This window comes from Blautia sp. AF34-10, assembly GCF_003477865.1.
In the GTDB taxonomy this organism is placed as follows: domain Bacteria; phylum Bacillota; class Clostridia; order Lachnospirales; family Lachnospiraceae; genus Fusicatenibacter; species Fusicatenibacter saccharivorans.
Map to the genome: position 1 here is coordinate 85544 of NZ_QUED01000007.1, position 16992 is coordinate 102535.

Genomic DNA, 16992 nt, shown 5'->3' on the forward strand with positions numbered 1-16992 from the left:
GGAGGAGCGAAGAACAATGAAAAAGATGACAAAAAAGAAAAAGCTTTTCCGAACAGCAACGGTACTTGCTGCTGTCATTGCTCTTGGCGCATCGCTTGCCGGCTGCGGTTCTTCCGGGGAAGAGACGACACAGCGCTATTCCTGGCCGCTGGCAACGGCGAGCCCGGAGGATACGGTAACACAGATTTTCGCCGAGAAGTTTGCGGAAGAGATTTCGGAGCTGAGCGATGGAAGGATGAAAATTCAGGTTTACGCAAACTCAACGCTCGGCGGCGACCGCGATCTGCTCGAAACGTGTGCCGATGGTGATATTCCGTTTGTCGTACAGAATACGGCGCCGCAGGTTTCCTTTATGGGTGATCTTGCCGTGTTCGATCTGCCGTGTGTATTTGATTCGCTCGATGAATGCCGTGAGAAGATTGATGATCCGGAGTTTTACGATCTGATCAGCAATGTTTACACAGAGGGCGGCTATCACCTGCTCGGTATGGCGGATCAGGGATTTCGTGTCATGAGTACGAATAAGCCGGTTTACAGCTTTTCGGATTTCAAGGGCCAGAAGATCCGTACCATGGAGAACAGCTACCATCTGGCATTCTGGAAAGCCATCGGTGCCAACCCGACGCCGATGAGCTTCAGTGAGGTTTACATCGGCCTGCAGCAGCACACGATTGATGCGCAGGAGAACCCGTATGAGGTCATCGTTTCGAATAATCTGTATGAGCAGCAGGATTACGTAGTGGAAACGAACCATCTGCCGCATCTGATTTCCCTGATTGTCAACGACGATTTCTTCAAAGATCTGCCTGCAGACGAGCAGGAGATCATGACCAAGGCTGCAAAGATTGCGACCGAGTACGCAAGAGAGCAGTCCGATGCCCGTATCGCCGATAAAATTGCGACGATCGAGGAGAGCGGAACGAAGATCCTGACTCTTGATGACCAGACAAGAGCGGAGATCCGAAAGGCGTCGAAGAGCGTGTATGAGTCGATCGAGGAGAATATTGACCCGGCAATTTACAATGCTTATATGGATGGCATTGAGTAAGAAAAAGAAAGATGAAATTCCCGACAGCAAGGCACAAAAAACGACGCTTTGCCGCCGGGAATTTTTGCGTCCGCCAAGTGGGGGGGATTCGCAAAGATTGCCTTGCACAGTCGAAACGGCAAGACTATAATGGGGCTCAGAAGATTTAAAAAATTAGGACCAGAGGAGGTACAGAAATGATTTTTGAACACATGGACCGGATTGTATTTGCAGGAGATTCCGTAACGGATATGGAGAGCGCACAGCCGGTGGGGGAAGGTTTATTTGAAAATGTCGGAAAGAGCTACGTTCGAATTGTCGAGAACATGCTCGCAGCATTCTACCCGGAGATATATATCCGCGTGACAAACTCCGGTATCAGCGGAAACACAAGCCGCGACCTGCTGCAGCGCTTCGACCGCGATGTTGTATCCTTAAAACCGGACTGGGTATCTATCTGCATCGGCATCAATGACGTCTGGAGACAGTTCGACAGCCCGGCTATCCCGGACGAGCAGGTATCCCCGGAGGAGTACCGTTCCAACGTCGAGAAGATGATTCTTTCCGTAAAAGACAACGTAAAAGGTATTTTCCTTATGACCCCATACTACATGGAGCCAAATGGAGAGGACTGGATGAGAAAACGCATGGACACCTACGGCGCGATCTGCAGCGAGCTGGCTGAGAAATACGGCTGCCGCTTTATCGACCTGCAGGCCGTCTTCAACGATTACTTCCAGTACCGCCATTCCTCCTACATCGCCTGGGATCGAATCCATCCGAACCAGATCGGCGCTACAGTGATCGCACGGGCATTTCTGGAAAAATGCGGATTCGACTATAATCACAGACCGGAGCATGCTTGAAAAACCATTTCCGCAATCTGAAAGCGCCACTTTGCGGTATGGCTTGCCCTCATAAGGCAAACAAAAAGCGGGAATCGTTATTGGGGTCCTCGCTTTTTCTTTGTCCTGTTCTGTCTGAAAACAGCGGATAGAGTCGAAAAACAGAGAAAAATCGAGGCAAAATTTTGCTTAAATTACCAAAAATAATTGCTGTTTTGGGGTGGTTATGGTATATTATGACTATACATACATTTATGTGGCGCGACATGGGGATATAAGAGTGAGACATAAAAGAAAGGTAACTATTCAGAACCCCATCTCGATTCCGCTTGCGCTGCATCTCGATGTTGCTTCTCGCCATATGAAATTCCGGAAAATCGTTCATTCATACAAGCATGATTCACGATTTTCTTCCATTTCGCATGGCTCTGAATAGTTACAAATAAAGAATAGAACAGGAGAGAAAAAGACATGTATCTGGAAGAGTATAAAAGATGGCTGGCAGCGGATCTGGAAGACGCAGACCTGAACCCGGAGCTGGCACGGATTGAAGGAAACGATGAGGAGATCAAGGATCGTTTTGCAGTATCTCTGAAATTCGGAACCGCAGGACTTCGTGGAGTGCTTGGCGCAGGAACAAACCGTATGAATATCTATGTAGTACGTCAGGCAACACAGGGTCTTGCAAACTGGGTAAAAACACAGGGCGGAAACCAGACGGTAGCCATCAGCTATGACAGCCGTATTAAGAGCGATGTATTCGCAAAAACAGCAGCAGGTGTTCTCGCAGCAAACGGAATCAAAGTCAGAATCTACGACGCACTGATGCCGGTACCGGCACTTTCCTTTGCAACTCGTTACTACAACTGCAACGCAGGTATCATGGTAACCGCATCCCACAACCCGGCAAAATACAACGGCTACAAAGCCTACGGTCCGGACGGATGCCAGATGACCGACGATGCTGCTGCAATTGTATATGCAGAAATTCAGAAGACCGATATCCTGACCGGCGTAAAATATATGCCGTTCGCAGAGGGCGTGGAAGAAGGACTGATCCGTTTTGTCGGAGAAGACTGTAAGAATGCCCTGTATGAAGCAATCGAATCCCGTCAGGTTCGTCCGGGTCTGTGTAAAACCGCAGGACTGAAGCTCGTTTACAGCCCACTGAACGGATCTGGTCTTGTACCGGTTACACGCGTATTAAAAGACATCGGCATCACTGATATCACCATCGTCCCGGAGCAGGAGTATCCGAACGGATACTTCACCACCTGCAGCTATCCGAACCCGGAAATCTTTGCAGCACTGGAAAAGGGCCTGGATCTTGCAAAAGAAACCGGCGCAGATCTGATGCTGGCTACCGACCCGGATGCAGACCGTGTTGGTATTGCCATGAAATGCCCGGACGGAAGCTATGAACTGGTAACCGGAAATGAAGTCGGCGTTCTGCTTCTCGACTACATCTGCGCAGGCCGCATCGAGAAAGGCACCATGCCGGAGAAACCAGTTGCTGTAAAATCCATCGTGTCCACACCGCTGGCAGATGCAGTTGCAGAGCACTACGGCGTAGAGCTCCGCAGCGTTCTGACCGGATTCAAATGGATCGGCGATCAGATTGCAAACCTGGAGGCAGACGGCGAAGTAGACCGCTTCATCTTCGGATTCGAGGAGAGTTACGGATACCTGGCTGGCCCGTATGTAAGAGATAAAGACGCAGTCATCGGCTCCATGCTGATCTGCGAGATGGCAGCTTACTACAGAAGCATCGGAAGCTCTCTGAAACAGAGACTGGAAGAGATCTATGCCGAGTATGGCCGCTACCTGAACAAAGTAGACAGTTTCGAGTTCCCGGGACTTAGCGGAATGGACAAGATGGCCGGTATTATGGATGGCCTTCGAAAAGAGCCGCTGACCGAGATCGCAGGTTCCGCTGTTGTCAAAGTAACCGATTACGAGAAACCGGAAGAAACAGGACTCCCATCCGCAAACGTTCTGATCTACAAACTGGCAAACGGTGAAACCGTCATCGTCCGCCCGTCTGGAACAGAGCCGAAAATCAAAGTATACTACACAACACTTGGTAAGGATCTGGCAGAGGCAGAAGCAGAGAAAGAAAAACTCGCAGAGGCTTTGAAACCGATTCTGGCATAAAGAAAATAAAAGAATAGAAGGGCGTGGCTTTGGTCACGCCCTTTTTTGAACCGAAATTTCTTTTGAAAAGTGTAAGATTTTCTGCAAAATGGCGTGATGATAGATGAAAGGGGGATTTCCATATGGAGGATACTCATATTGTCCAAATGTACTGGGACAGGAACGAAACAGCGATCAGCGAGTCTGCGATGAAATATGGTACATACTGTACGTCCATTGCACAGAATATTCTGCAGAATCCGGCGGATGCAGAAGAATGTGTCAACGACACTTGGCTTCACGCGTGGAACGCTATGCCGCCGCACCGGCCGTCTCTGTTATCCACATTTCTTGGAAAAATAACGAGAAATCTTTCGTTTGATCTGTATCGAAAAATGCATCGCAAAAAACGCGGAGGAAGTCAGATGGATGCAGTATTGGACGAGCTGGAAGAATGTGTTTCGGGGAAAGATGATATTGAGCGGCAGTGGGAGATGAAAGAACTGATCGCGGAGATCAATCAGTTTCTGCAGAAGCTGCCGGAGGAGAAACGATGCATGTTTGTCCTGCGGTACTGGTATGTAGACAGTATCGGTGAAATCGCGGATCGTCTGGGAAGAAGTGAAAACTATGTTTCAGTTACGCTGAACCGGATCCGCGGGAAACTGCATACACACTTGACGGAAAGGGGGTTCGAAGTATGAAGAAAGAAGAATTGTTTGAAACGTTGGGCGACCTGGATCCTGCTATGGTGAAAAAGGCGCGGGACTATCAGCGTTCCCAAGGGGCTGCATGGAAAAAATGGACGGCCGCGGCAGCCTGCGCGGTGATCATCGGCGGAGCTGTGCTGGGGGTTACGACATGGAGAAACGGTCGGGAGGGTTCTGCAGTCCGTTATCCGTCGGGGGTAACGACGGTTCTGGCGGCTTATCCGGCATCTGTGGAGCGGACAATGGATGCACAGAAATTCATGGAAAGCGATGCACACTGGGACTGGTGGGATTCGTACCGGGAGCTGACAGCAAAATCAGCAGAACTGCAGTCGGGAATGGATGCGTATTATCAGGACCTGATGAAACAAATGCTGGTTTCAGAAGATGAAAATACCGTCTGCTCGCCGATCAATCTGTATATCGCGTTTGCGATGCTGGCGGAAACTTCGGATGGAAATACGCGGCAGCAGATTCTGGATATGCTTGGTGCGCAGGATATGGACACCTTACGGAAAAATGTTTCTTCACTCTGGGAAAGCAATTATGCAGACACGCCTGCGCTGAAAAGTGTGCTGGCAAATTCGCTGTGGCTGGATGGTGAGGAAACATACAATGACACAACGCTGCAGCGGCTGGCGGAACAGTATTATGCATCGACCTTCTGTGGGACTCCCGGATCGGAAGAGATGAATCAGGCCCTGCGGACCTGGACGGATGATAATACCGGAGGGCTTTTAAAAGAATACACCGAAAATATGGCGATTGCCCCGGAAACGGTATTTGAACTGGTATCAACCATCTATTATAAGGCGATGTGGAGGGAAAATTTCTGGGAAGTGAATACAGAGAAGGAAACCTTCCACGGAGCTGCGGGAGATACCACTGTGGACATGATGAAAAAAACGGAATGGATGGATGTCTATCAGGGCGAGCATTTCCGTGCAGTCAGCCTTAGCCTTCAGGACAGCGGCTCCATGTATTTCCTGCTTCCGGATGAAAATACCGATGTCAATGAACTGGTATCGGATCCGGATCTGATGAAGGTTATACGGCGGGATGAAAGCAGTGATAACTGGTATTCCCCTATGGTGAACCTGTCTGTTCCTAAATTTAAAGTATCGGAGAAAACAGACCTGATCGAAACGGTGCGCGCACTGGGTGTAACGGATGCACTGGATGCGGATCTGGCAGATTTCAGCCCATTAACAGGGGACAAAGAGAATTTATACCTGAGCAAAGCAGACCACGCCGCCATGCTTGAAATCGACGAAAACGGAGTAACCGGAGCAGCGTATACAGAACTCGGCGTTTCAGAAACCGCAGCAGAAATACCGGACGACGAAATCGACTTCGTACTGGATCGTCCATTCCTGTTTCTTGTCACGGGGCAGGACGGATCGATTCTGTTTTCGGGAGTTGTGAGAAATATTGCAGAGACATGAAAAAAGGAGTCGGACTGTCCGGCTCCTGTGTCTGAGACACGTTACAGTATCTCTTCGGTGCTTATTTTTGCTCTGCGTTCCTTTGTCGGAGCAGAAAAACAGACAAAATCAGTACAGCAGGGAAAATGCAGCCGGCCAGCATACCTGCCTTCAGATCGTCGCCGGTGTTTTGTGTGACAAATCCAATAACAAATGGGCCAATGGAACCGCCCATATCTCCGGCCATGGCGAGAAGTGCGAACAGTGCAGTTCCGCCGAGTGGAATTTTAGAGGATGAAATACTGATGGTTCCCGGCCACATAATTCCTACGGAGAAACCACACACAACGCAGCCTGTAAGATTTAAAAGAGGATATGGTGCGAGAGCTGCAGCCAGATAACAGATCAGGCAAAGTGTACCGGATGCGATCATAAATTTTGTTAAGTCAATTTTTTCCCCGTATTTACCATAGAAGGTCCTGCTGATGCCCATCATCACAGCAAACAGGCACGGTCCTGCAATGTCTCCAATGCTTTTTGAGAGACCTAATGCAGACTCGGCATAAGCGGAAGCCCATTGCGCCATCGAAATCTCGCTTGCTCCGGCGCAGACCATAAGAACAAGGGAAATCCAGAAAATGGGAAGACGGCACAGCTGACGAATGGTAAGTCCTTCTTCGCTTCCGGTGAGTGATTCAATCGGGCAGGAAAGGAAATTAAACGTATTGTACAGTGGAAGTACAGCCCAGATACATGCGAGGATCGGCCAGCGTTCCATACCAAAAACTGCCAGAAAAGCAGTGGAGAGTAAGATGACGCCTACAGACCCCCAGCAGTAAAAGGAGTGAAGCAGACTCATAACGCTGTCCTTATTGTCAAACGGACAAGCTTCTACGATTGGGCTGACAAGAACCTCAATCAGTCCGCTTCCGGCGGCATAGATCATGGCACTGAGCAAAATTCCTGCATAGGCATTTGGCAGAATATTGGGCAGAAAGGCAAGTCCAATCAGACCGCAGGCGGAAAGAATTTCAGAAGCAACGACACACCTGCGATAACCGATTTTATCGACATATCTGGCACAGAACAAATCGACAAGAAGTTGTGTGAAAAAGAATATTGTCGAGATAAACGCAATTTTTCCAAGAGAAATATGGTAAGTTCTGTGAAAGGTAAGAAATAGTAAAGGTGCAAAATTTGCAGAAATTGCCTGCGTGATAAATCCAAAATAACAGGCAATTAAGGTTTTGTGGTAGTTCTTTTTCATAGTGATATACTCCGTTTTTAAAAATGGCAGAACTGCTGCGGCCGTAGTGTTCGTTTCGTTGCCGTTCACCGTGTTCCATGGAGCGACAACGATTCTTTTTGTATAATAACGTAAAATAGTGTCGCTTTCACTGGAATATATCGTCTGTTTATTGTATAATATCGCAAAATAGAGAGGGTCGTGCCTGAAAAACGGAGGCGGGGAAAGATGGAGTTTAATACATTTTATAACAAGATCCAAACGGATGAAACCATGATGGAAACGATACAGCATGGAAACAGTGAATATCCGTTTCAATTGTATTACGACGATCTTGCGTTGTTTGATTTTCATTGTGTAGAATGGCACTGGCATGTGGAGTTTGAGTTTGTTTTTGTACAGGAGGGAACAGCAACCTTCTGGGTTGGCGAAAAGCAGTTTTCACTGGGACAGGGAACGGGCATTTTTATTAACTCAAAGATTTTGCATCGCTATTTTTCTGAAGGCCATGCGATTGTGCCAAATTTCGTTCTGAAACCGACATTTCTTGCTCCGGCAGACAGCCTGATTTACAAAAAATACATTGCACCGATACAGGCGTGTAAGGTGGACTGCATTGTCTTTTGCAGGGAAATAAAATGGCAGGCAGAAGCACTGGAGCTCATGCAGAAAATTCTCAAAGCGCAGGAATCAGACAAAGACCGGGAACTGGTTACTTTATTTCTGACGCAGGAATTGTGGCACTTGCTTTATTTGCACATGGATTCGGAAGTGCTGCAGAAAAAAAGAGAAAATACGGCATCCTCACAGGGAAGAACACAGCTGATGATGCAATATATTCATCAAAATTTCCGACAGAATCTTACCTTGGAGGATATTGCCGGGCAGGCTATGGTGAGCAAGAGTACGGCATTGAATCTGTTCCGAAGATATCTTCACGATACGCCGGTGCATTATCTGGTGAAGTATCGTCTGCAGGAGGCTGCAAAGCTTCTGGCCACGACGGAGAAAAAGATAACTGTAATTTCCGGCGAGACGGGATTTGAAAATATGGATTATTTTTGCAAAACATTTAAGAAATATTATGGGAGGACACCGACGGAATATCGAAGAAAAAAACAAATGGATACGGATGACAGAGAAGGGATCGTTCAAGATGTAGTGTAAGAGAAAACGGAAAAATTACATTCTGAAAAAGGAGCGGAATCCGGTGTGGGTTCTGCTCCTTTTTGAATGGAAAATTATGGAACATACTTATTCGGCACAGCCAAAAACTCTTCTACATATTGCTCTAGTGCCGCAAGCAGCTCTTCAAGCGGAAAGACCTTCAGATCCTGCGCGGCTTCCGGCGGGACGGAGAGGAAGTGATGGAGGAGGTCAAGTACCTGTTGGACGTTCTCATACGGAATTTCTGTGATTCCAGGGTTCGTGACGTTAGGATTGAGATCGAGCGGGATGCAATAGCGGTTGACAAGATATGTATTCATTCGTGTATAGTCCCCGTAATAATACTCCTCCGTGAGATATCTGGAAAAAGGAATGGATGTCCGCGATTTTTTGATATAAACCGTTGCAATCTCATCTCTCATATCTGTAATTTCCCCATCCGCATTATAAAATTCCACAATCTGCGGAATGAAATCCTTAAAAAATTTCCGGTCAATATAAAGATGAAAATAATATCCCAGTGCGCTCGAATCTGGCAGAAGTGAACGGTATTTCGCTGTAAACCGTGTAAGATCCGGGAATACCATCATTTTTTCGCGGTAAAGCGGATCGCGGAAATGGGAGGATTCTTTCTGCTGCGTCGCATCCGGCAGAAGATTTCCGATTAGAAAATCATTTACCGATGAAATCGGATATGGAAAATCCGGGTGGGACGGGAGGTGCTTTAACAGCATTTGGGCTGCGGTGAGATGTAAAATAAAACCTGGCATGGGAATGAAGGTGTCCTTTCGTATTTGTTTCTAATCTAAACAAAATGGCAGCGTTTGTCAAATTCTATTTACTTGGCATGATAGGATGAAATCTCATGTGTACTTCTTAATTTGATCATTTTATATATAATGATGAAATTGAATTGACAATGATAAAATTAACGAATATACTGAAATCATGGCAGAAATACAACATATTGGGGAACGCAAATGAGACAGTTTACTTATCAGGAGAAATGGAAAAAATTACTCACGCCGGAAATTGTATCCTATCTGACGCAGATTCATGAATTTAAAGGGGAACAGACCTTATTCATTGAAGCAAAAGCAGATGCATTGAATCAGCTTGTCGAAATTGCGAAAATTCAGAGTACAGATGCATCGAACAAAATTGAGGGCATTTACACTTCGGATGAACGGTTAAGAGCCTGGTGCGGGATACGACGAGACCGAAAACGCGCAGCGAGCGTGAAATTGCCGGCTATCGGGATGTGCTGAATACAATTCATGAGAGTCATGATTACATTCCACCCAAGCCGTCCATCTTTTTGCAGCTTCATCGGGATCTGTACAAATTTGAAGGATATGATATCGGCGGAAAATACAAAACAGTAGATAATGTGATAGAAGAAGAGGATACAATCGGAAATACATTTATTCGATTCCGCCCGGTTCCGGCGTGGGAGACACCGGCAGCAGTTGAATCATTATGTGAGGCCTTTGAACAGGCGCTGGGATCGGAACAGATAGATCCACTGCTGTTGATTCCCATGTTCATTCTCGATTTTCTGTGCATTCATCCTTTTAATGACGGAAATGGAAGAATGAGCCGTCTGCTTACCTTACTTTTATATTACCGGGCAGGCTATATTGTAGGAAAATATATCAGTATCGAGAAATTAATCGAAACGACAAAAAAAGAATACTATGAGTGCCTGCGGCAGAGCTCCGAACAATGGCATGAAAACGAAAATGATTATGAGCCATTTGTGAAATACATGCTCAGCATTATGATTGCGGCATACCGGGATTTTTCTTCCAGAGTGAATCTGCTGACAACATCTGGAATGTCAAAGCCGGATCGTGTAAAAGAAATCATTCGTACAACACCGGGGCAGATTACCAAAACGGAAATATTAAAAAAGTGTCCGGATATCAGCCAGGTAACGGTTCAGAGGGCACTTGCTGATTTGCTATCGTCTGGTGAAATTCTGAAAATCGGCGGCGGGCGATATACGAAATATACATGGAATAATAATTAACAAAAGGGAGAAGTTGAAGAGATGATTACTGGTGAATTAAAAAATAAAATTGATGCATTGTGGGATATTTTTGCGGCGGGAGGCCTTGTAAATCCGCTGGAAGTCATTGAGCAGATCACCTATCTGATGTTTATCCATGATCTGGACGACTCCGATAATATTCGTGCCAAAGAGAGCGCCATGCTTGGTCTGCCGTATCAGAGTATTTTTGTGGAAGAAGTAAAAATAGGAGAAAGAACAATTGACGGATCGCAGCTGAAATGGTCGGTCTTTCACGACTTTCCTGCTGATCGGATGTATTCTGTGATGCAGGAGTGGGTATTTCCGTTCATTAAGACATTGCATAGTGACAAAAACAGTGCGTATTCCAAATACATGGATGACGCAATCTTTAAACTGCCGACACCGCTGGTGCTGTCGAAGGTGGTAGACTCGCTGGACGAAATTTATAAAATGATGAGCGAAATTCAGGCAACGGATGTACGGGGAGATGTGTATGAATATCTTCTTTCGAAAATTGCTCAGTCTGGCCGCAACGGTCAGTTTAGAACACCACGCCACATTATTCGTATGATGGTGGAAATGATGGACCCATCCAGCAGTGAAATGATCTGCGATCCGGCCTGCGGAACTTCTGGCTTTCTGGTTGCAGCAGGAGAGTATTTAAAAGAAACAAAAAAAGAAGAAATCTTTTTTGACAAACAGAAAAAAGATCACTACATGAATCATATGTTCCATGGATACGATATGGATCGAACGATGCTTCGTATCGGCGCGATGAATATGATGACACATGGAATTGACAATCCATTCATCGAGTATAGAGACAGTTTATCTGATCAGAATGGCGACAAAGATAAATATACGCTTATTCTGGCAAACCCTCCATTTAAAGGGAGCCTTGACGCAGAGTCCGTATCCGGTGATTTGCTGAAAGTGTGTAAGACGAAAAAAACAGAACTGTTATTCCTGGTATTATTTTTGCGGATGCTGAAAATCGGCGGCCGCTGTGCCTGCATTGTACCAGATGGAGTTTTATTTGGATCATCCACGGCGCATAAGGCAATTCGAAAAGAAATCGTAGAAAACCAGAGACTGGAAGCAGTTGTTTCCATGCCATCCGGTGTATTTAAGCCTTACGCGGGAGTATCAACGGCGATCCTGATTTTCACCAAAACTGAACATGGCGGAACCGATCAGGTCTGGTTCTACGACATGACCGCCGATGGCCTGAGCCTGGACGACAAACGGTCACCAATTGCGGAAAATGATATTCCGGATATCATAGAGCGATTCAAACATCTCGATCAGGAAGCGGACAGAAAACGCACGGACAAATCTTTCCTGGTTCCGAAAAAAGAGATTGTAGAGAATGGGTATGATCTCAGCATTAACAAATACAAAGAAGTAGAATACATCCCGGTAGAGTATCCGCCAACATCGGAAATCATGGTAAATATCCGCGAGCTGGAGCGGGAGATTGGGAAAGAGATAGATGAGTTGGAGAAGTTGTTGAACTTATAGGGGAAAGAAGGATGCTGATGACGAGAAACGTAAAACGATTTTTAGAAATAAAAAAAGAAACGAGCAGCCCGCTTGAGTCATAAGACTGTACGGTGAAAACCCATTTCTTAATATTTATGCTATATAAAAATACGTTTGTTGTCAAGTGGTGAAAAGAAATAAAAACATTTCTGCTTCCGAAAAAGGAGAGCGTGGAGAATGAGTACGATCTCAGTATTAATAAATACAAAGAAGTAGAATACATCCCGGTGGAGTGTCCGCCGACATCGGAAATTATGGCAAATATTTGTCAGCTGGAGCAGGAGATTGGGAAAGAGATGGATGAGTTGGAGAAACCATTAAATTTATAAGGGAGTAAGAGATGGGAGTACAAGATCAGTTAATAGATAAAGCAAAAGAAGCTTTTGTGCTAGCAATTGAAATATACAATAAACCTTCGATTAAATATCGGATTGAAGGATTTAGCTTTTTTATCTGTAATGCGTGGGAACTAATGTTAAAAGCACATATGATAAACAAATTTGGAGAGAATTCTATTTATTTTTCAGATAAACCGAATAGAACAATATCATTGGAAGGATGTGTGAAAAAGGTTTTTACAAATGAAAAAGCTCCACTGAGAAAAAATCTCGAAAAGATTATTGAGCTTAGAAATACGAGTACACACTTTATTACAGAAGAATATGAAGCTGTTTATATTCCTTTGCTTCAGGCCTGTGTATTCAATTTTGTGGATAAGATGATGGAGTTTCATAAAGTAGATATGACACAAATTATACCGGAAAACTTTATTACATTATCTGTAAGACTGAAATCTTTGGATGAAACGGAGATCAGAGGAAAATATGAAAAACAGGTTGCAGAGAAGCTTTTTGCAGTGAATGACTCATTGCAGCCTTTGGTAGAAGAAAATAATAGTGCGTTTGCAATTAAAGTCGAGCACTATCATTATGCGACGAAAAAGAGGGAAGAAGCAACTGAACTGTATCATATTGAAAAAGAGGCGGCTCAAGGTGTACGGGTTATCAAAGAATTGAAAAACCCTAATGAAACACATAAATACAGTGCCAAGGCCTGTATACGGGAAATTAATAAGAAGTTGTCAAAAGATGAGATTGTGCTTTTATATAATGGGCAAGAAACAACATTTAACATGTATCATTTTAATCTTTTCACTTCATACTTTGGAATAAAAGAAAATGAGAGAATGTGTTTTACATATCAAGTTTCGACTCAACCACAGTATAGTTATTCACAACAGGCTATTGATTTTATCTATGAAGAAATAAAGAAATCGCCAGAAGCAATACTTAACGATTTAAAACAAAAATTGGCAAAAAAATAGTCAACCCAGGGAGCAAAGGATTCTAAGTGCTAATGCACCTACTCCCATTCGGGAACCCAGCTTTTATCCTTCACAAGTTGACTACTATTAATATAACACAATTATATTATATGTCAAGTTTTCGGTGAATATACATGAGGGAAGAGTTGTAAAAACTAAGAAAGGAAATGCAAATCGGATTTGCAGGGATGAGGTAGATGGAACAAAAACGATTAGGCGATATCGCTACCTACATAAATGGATATGCATTCAAACCGGAAGATCGAGGCAGCACAGGTCTTCCGATCATTAGAATACAAGATCTTACAGGTAATGCTTATGATTTAGGCTTTTATGATGGAAAGTATCCTGAAAAAATTGAAATTAATGATGGAGATGTTTTAATTTCGTGGTCAGCTAGCTTGGGTGTATATATTTGGAATCGAGGAAAAGGTCTTTTAAATCAACATATTTTCAAAGTTGTATTTGATAAGTGTGAAGTGAATAAACAGTATTTCGTGTTTGCGGTTAAATACAAGCTGAAAGAAATGGAATTAAAAACCCATGGTGCTACAATGAAACATATTGTCAAAAAAGATTTTGATAATACAGTAATTCCATTTCCAACTGTTGAAAAACAAGCAGACATTGCATATATTCTTTCAAAGATAGAAAGTATTGTAGAATTTCGGAAACAAGAACTGCAGCAATTGGATGATTTGATCAAAGCCCGATTTGTCGAGATGTTTGGAGACATGTATTTGAATTCCAAAGGATGGCCAGAAGCAAAATTGGAGAGCATGGCAGATGTTGTTTCTGGTATCACGAAAGGAAGAAAAACAAAGGCTGAAGATTTGACTGAAGTTCCATACATGGCTGTATCCAATGTAAAAGATGGTTATATAGACTGGACAACGGTGAAAACAATAGAAGCAACACAACAGGAGATTGAGCAATATCGATTGCTTGCGGACGATGTACTTATGACTGAGGGTGGCGATCCAGATAAAGTGGGACGCGGTGCGATTATAAAAGAGCCGCTTGAGAACTGTATACACCAGAACCATATTTTCCGAGTGAGATTGGATGAATCTATGATACTTCCTGAATTTTTTGCAGAGTACCTTCAGCATCAACGATCAAAACGCTATTTTCTGGGATGTGCAAAACAGACAACGGGAATCGCAAGTATTAATATGACGCAGCTGCGAGCATTGCCGGTATTGATGCCGCCGTTATCCAAACAAGAGGAGTTTGTTTTATTTAAGGCACAAGTCAACAAATCAAAAGTTGCAGTACAAAAAGCATTGGATGAAACGCAGTTATTATTTGATTCGTTGATGCAAGAATATTTTGGATAAGATTACGAATGGTTGTAGGATGCTGGTACTTAAGAGAGGAGTACCAGCATGGATGAGAAAATTGTAACAGTATTAAATGAAATGTCGGAATATTTGTCTATTCCGCAGATGAAAAAGTTACAAGAGGTGATTCTGAAAACCTTTGCAGAAAATGAAGCAGTGAAAACAGATATCTCGAATGACGAATTTTTAAACATGTTCCTTGCTGCCAAAAGAATAGAAGGATGCTCGGAGCGTACAATAAGCTATTATCAGACAACAGTTCAGCATTTGCTGTCTAAAATTGAAACAAGTGTCCGTAAAGTGACAACGGAAGAGATACGTGAATACCTATCGGCATATCAACAATGGAATCATTGTTCGAATGTAACGATAGATAATGTTCGCCGCAACATTTCCAGCTTCTTTTCCTGGCTTGAAGAGGAAGACTATATTTTGAAGAGTCCTATGAGACGAATCCATAAAATCAGGACAAAGACGGTTGTTAAAAATATTATTTCAGATGAAGGAATCGAAAAACTCCGAGACAACTGCAAAGAAAAAAGAGATTTAGCAATTATTGATCTATTATATTCCACGGGCATACGCGTAGGCGAATTGGTAAATCTTAATATTGATGATATTGATTTTGAGGGGCGTGAATGCATCGTTTATGGAAAGGGTGACAAAGAACGTAGAGTTTATTTTGATGCCAAAGCTAAAGTTCACTTAAAAGAATACATAGATAATAGAACAGACAACAATTCAGCTCTATTTGTTACCTTAGATGCACCATATGATCGATTGAAAATTAGTGGAGTGGAGATAAGACTTCGGAAGCTTGGACGAAAACTAAATCTGGAGAGGATTCATCCACATAAATTCCGTCGATCAATGGCTACAAGAGCAATCGATAAAGGAATGCCGATTGAGCAAGTGCAGAAAATTCTTGGACATTCTCAGATAGATACAACTATGAAGTATGCAATGGTCAATCAAAACAATGTGAAAACAGCTCATCAGAAATATTTGTCCTGAGCAAATTCGGATTTGCAGGGATGATGTAGATGAAAGTAAAACTTGGAGATATATTTGAAATTGGATCTGGCGGAACTCCTTCAAAATCTCATCCAGAATATTATGGAGGAGATATACCTTGGGTAAAAACAGGAGATTTAAAGTCGGAATATCTTTATGAAGTGGAAGATTTTATTACTGAAGAAGGTTTGAAGAATTCTTCCGCAAAATTGTATGAGCCAGATACAGTTTTAATTGCAATGTATGGAGCAACAATTGGAGCAACGTCTATATTGAAAATGGATGCTTGCACAAATCAGGCATGTGCCGCATTTAAAAAGAATGATAAGGTTATTCCAGAATACTTATATTATTTTCTAAAGAGTCAAAAGGTAAAATTTGTTAAGGATGGTGTTGGTGGAGCACAGCCTAATATCTCGGCTGGATATTTAAAGAAAGTGGAAATGGAACTTCCATCATTAGATGAGCAAAGGGCTATTGTAGAGGTTTTAGATAAAACAACTAATATTATGGTCATGAGAAATCAGGAAATTGCATCATTAGATAACCTCATCAAAGCCCGATTTGTCGAGATGTTTGGGGATTGTAATAATATGATTTCGATGAGTGAAATTTGTTCGATTATTACAGATGGTACTCATCAACCACCTAAGTTTCAAGAAACAGGGATACCATTTATTTTTGTGTCAAACCTGGCAAATAATACAGTCACTTATAATGCAGAAAAGTTTATAAGTAAGGAAACATATAATGAGCTTTATAAAAGAACTCCGATTGAACCAGGAGATTTGTTGCTTTCTACGGTAGGCTCTTATGGACATCCTGCTGTTGTTGTTGAAGATACAAAGTTTTTGTTCCAGAGACATATTGCGTATCTGAAACCTAAGAAGGAGATTATAAATAGCTTTTACTTGCATAGTGCTTTATTATCGTCGGACTGTCAGAGACAGATAGAGGAGAAGGTTAAGGGAATTGCGCAGAAAACCTTGAACCTTTCTGAGATAAGAAAAATAATGATTCCTGTGCCAAACATAGAAGCACAAAATGTGTTTGTTGATTTTATATATCAAGTCGACAAATCAAAATTGAAGAAGCTGAGATAAGTGCTCACATATAAAGAAATAGTGTGCTAAAATACAAATAACAGAAAGATGGGAAACTATTTTAACCGAATCAAGCAAA

15 protein-coding genes and 1 pseudogene are annotated in these 16992 nt (G+C 43.3%); 13 read left to right on the plus strand and 3 right to left on the minus strand.

Annotated features, from left to right (window positions below; translation table 11 throughout):
• Positions 1-16: 16 nt before the first annotated feature.
• The gene (locus DWZ60_RS06190) at positions 17-1048 is read left to right on the plus strand and encodes a TRAP transporter substrate-binding protein (protein ID WP_243038231.1); all 1032 of its coding nucleotides are present in this window, start codon (positions 17-19) and stop codon (positions 1046-1048) included.
• Between the two features lie 176 nt (positions 1049-1224).
• Entirely contained in the window at positions 1225-1893 is a 669-nt protein-coding gene (locus DWZ60_RS06195; RefSeq protein ID WP_119221394.1) for an SGNH/GDSL hydrolase family protein, read from the plus strand.
• Here DWZ60_RS06195 and DWZ60_RS21140 read toward each other — a convergent pair.
• The gene (locus DWZ60_RS21140; RefSeq protein ID WP_368249205.1) at positions 1872-1946 is read right to left on the minus strand and encodes a DUF6783 domain-containing protein; all 75 of its coding nucleotides are present in this window, start codon (positions 1944-1946) and stop codon (positions 1872-1874) included. The two genes, DWZ60_RS06195 and DWZ60_RS21140, sit on opposite strands and share 22 nt — an antisense overlap.
• Positions 1947-2343: 397 nt before the next feature.
• On the opposite strand from DWZ60_RS21140, the gene DWZ60_RS06200 reads away from it, so the two are divergent.
• From DWZ60_RS06200 to DWZ60_RS06210, 3 genes are all read left to right on the plus strand, one after another.
• Positions 2344-4026, plus strand: coding sequence for a phospho-sugar mutase (locus DWZ60_RS06200; protein WP_118595765.1), 1683 nt, complete (start codon positions 2344-2346; stop codon positions 4024-4026).
• Positions 4027-4148: 122 nt separating this feature from the next.
• Entirely contained in the window at positions 4149-4709 is a 561-nt protein-coding gene (locus DWZ60_RS06205) for an RNA polymerase sigma factor (RefSeq protein ID WP_117801867.1), read from the plus strand.
• Complete coding sequence (locus DWZ60_RS06210) at positions 4706-6160, plus strand: serpin family protein (RefSeq protein ID WP_119221395.1); 1455 nt, start codon at positions 4706-4708, stop codon at positions 6158-6160. The genes DWZ60_RS06205 and DWZ60_RS06210 overlap by 4 nt, the downstream gene beginning before the upstream one ends.
• A gap of 61 nt (positions 6161-6221) precedes the next feature.
• On the opposite strand, the gene DWZ60_RS06215 is transcribed toward DWZ60_RS06210, so the two are convergent.
• Positions 6222-7406 (minus strand): MFS transporter, encoded by a 1185-nt coding sequence (locus DWZ60_RS06215; protein ID WP_119221396.1) that lies wholly within the window; start codon positions 7404-7406, stop codon positions 6222-6224.
• Between the two features lie 207 nt (positions 7407-7613).
• Between DWZ60_RS06215 and DWZ60_RS06220 the strand changes: the two genes are divergently transcribed.
• Positions 7614-8552, plus strand: a complete 939-nt coding sequence (locus DWZ60_RS06220) for an AraC family transcriptional regulator (RefSeq protein ID WP_118666668.1) — start codon at positions 7614-7616, stop codon at positions 8550-8552.
• A 74-nt stretch (positions 8553-8626) separates the two neighbouring features.
• On the opposite strand, the gene DWZ60_RS06225 is transcribed toward DWZ60_RS06220, so the two are convergent.
• Positions 8627-9322 (minus strand): hypothetical protein, encoded by a 696-nt coding sequence (locus tag DWZ60_RS06225; protein ID WP_119221397.1) that lies wholly within the window; start codon positions 9320-9322, stop codon positions 8627-8629.
• A 210-nt stretch (positions 9323-9532) separates the two neighbouring features.
• Between DWZ60_RS06225 and DWZ60_RS06230 the strand changes: the two are divergent.
• From DWZ60_RS06230 to DWZ60_RS06260, 7 genes and pseudogenes are all read left to right on the plus strand, one after another.
• A pseudogene (locus tag DWZ60_RS06230) lies at positions 9533-10584 on the plus strand (Fic family protein).
• A 21-nt stretch (positions 10585-10605) separates the two neighbouring features.
• Entirely contained in the window at positions 10606-12108 is a 1503-nt protein-coding gene (locus DWZ60_RS06235) for a class I SAM-dependent DNA methyltransferase (RefSeq protein WP_119221398.1), read from the plus strand.
• 191 nt (positions 12109-12299) lie between these two features.
• Entirely contained in the window at positions 12300-12458 is a 159-nt protein-coding gene (locus DWZ60_RS06240) for a hypothetical protein (protein ID WP_199669402.1), read from the plus strand.
• A gap of 11 nt (positions 12459-12469) precedes the next feature.
• Positions 12470-13453: a DUF3644 domain-containing protein gene (locus DWZ60_RS06245; protein WP_119221399.1), complete on the plus strand. Its 984-nt coding sequence runs from the start codon at positions 12470-12472 to the stop codon at positions 13451-13453.
• A gap of 197 nt (positions 13454-13650) precedes the next feature.
• Positions 13651-14793, plus strand: coding sequence for a restriction endonuclease subunit S (locus DWZ60_RS06250; protein ID WP_119221400.1), 1143 nt, complete (start codon positions 13651-13653; stop codon positions 14791-14793).
• Positions 14794-14841: 48 nt separating this feature from the next.
• The gene (gene xerA, locus DWZ60_RS06255) at positions 14842-15810 is read left to right on the plus strand and encodes a site-specific tyrosine recombinase/integron integrase (RefSeq protein ID WP_119221401.1); all 969 of its coding nucleotides are present in this window, start codon (positions 14842-14844) and stop codon (positions 15808-15810) included.
• 29 nt (positions 15811-15839) lie between these two features.
• Positions 15840-16913, plus strand: coding sequence for a restriction endonuclease subunit S (locus tag DWZ60_RS06260; protein WP_119221402.1), 1074 nt, complete (start codon positions 15840-15842; stop codon positions 16911-16913).
• Positions 16914-16992 lie beyond the last annotated feature (79 nt).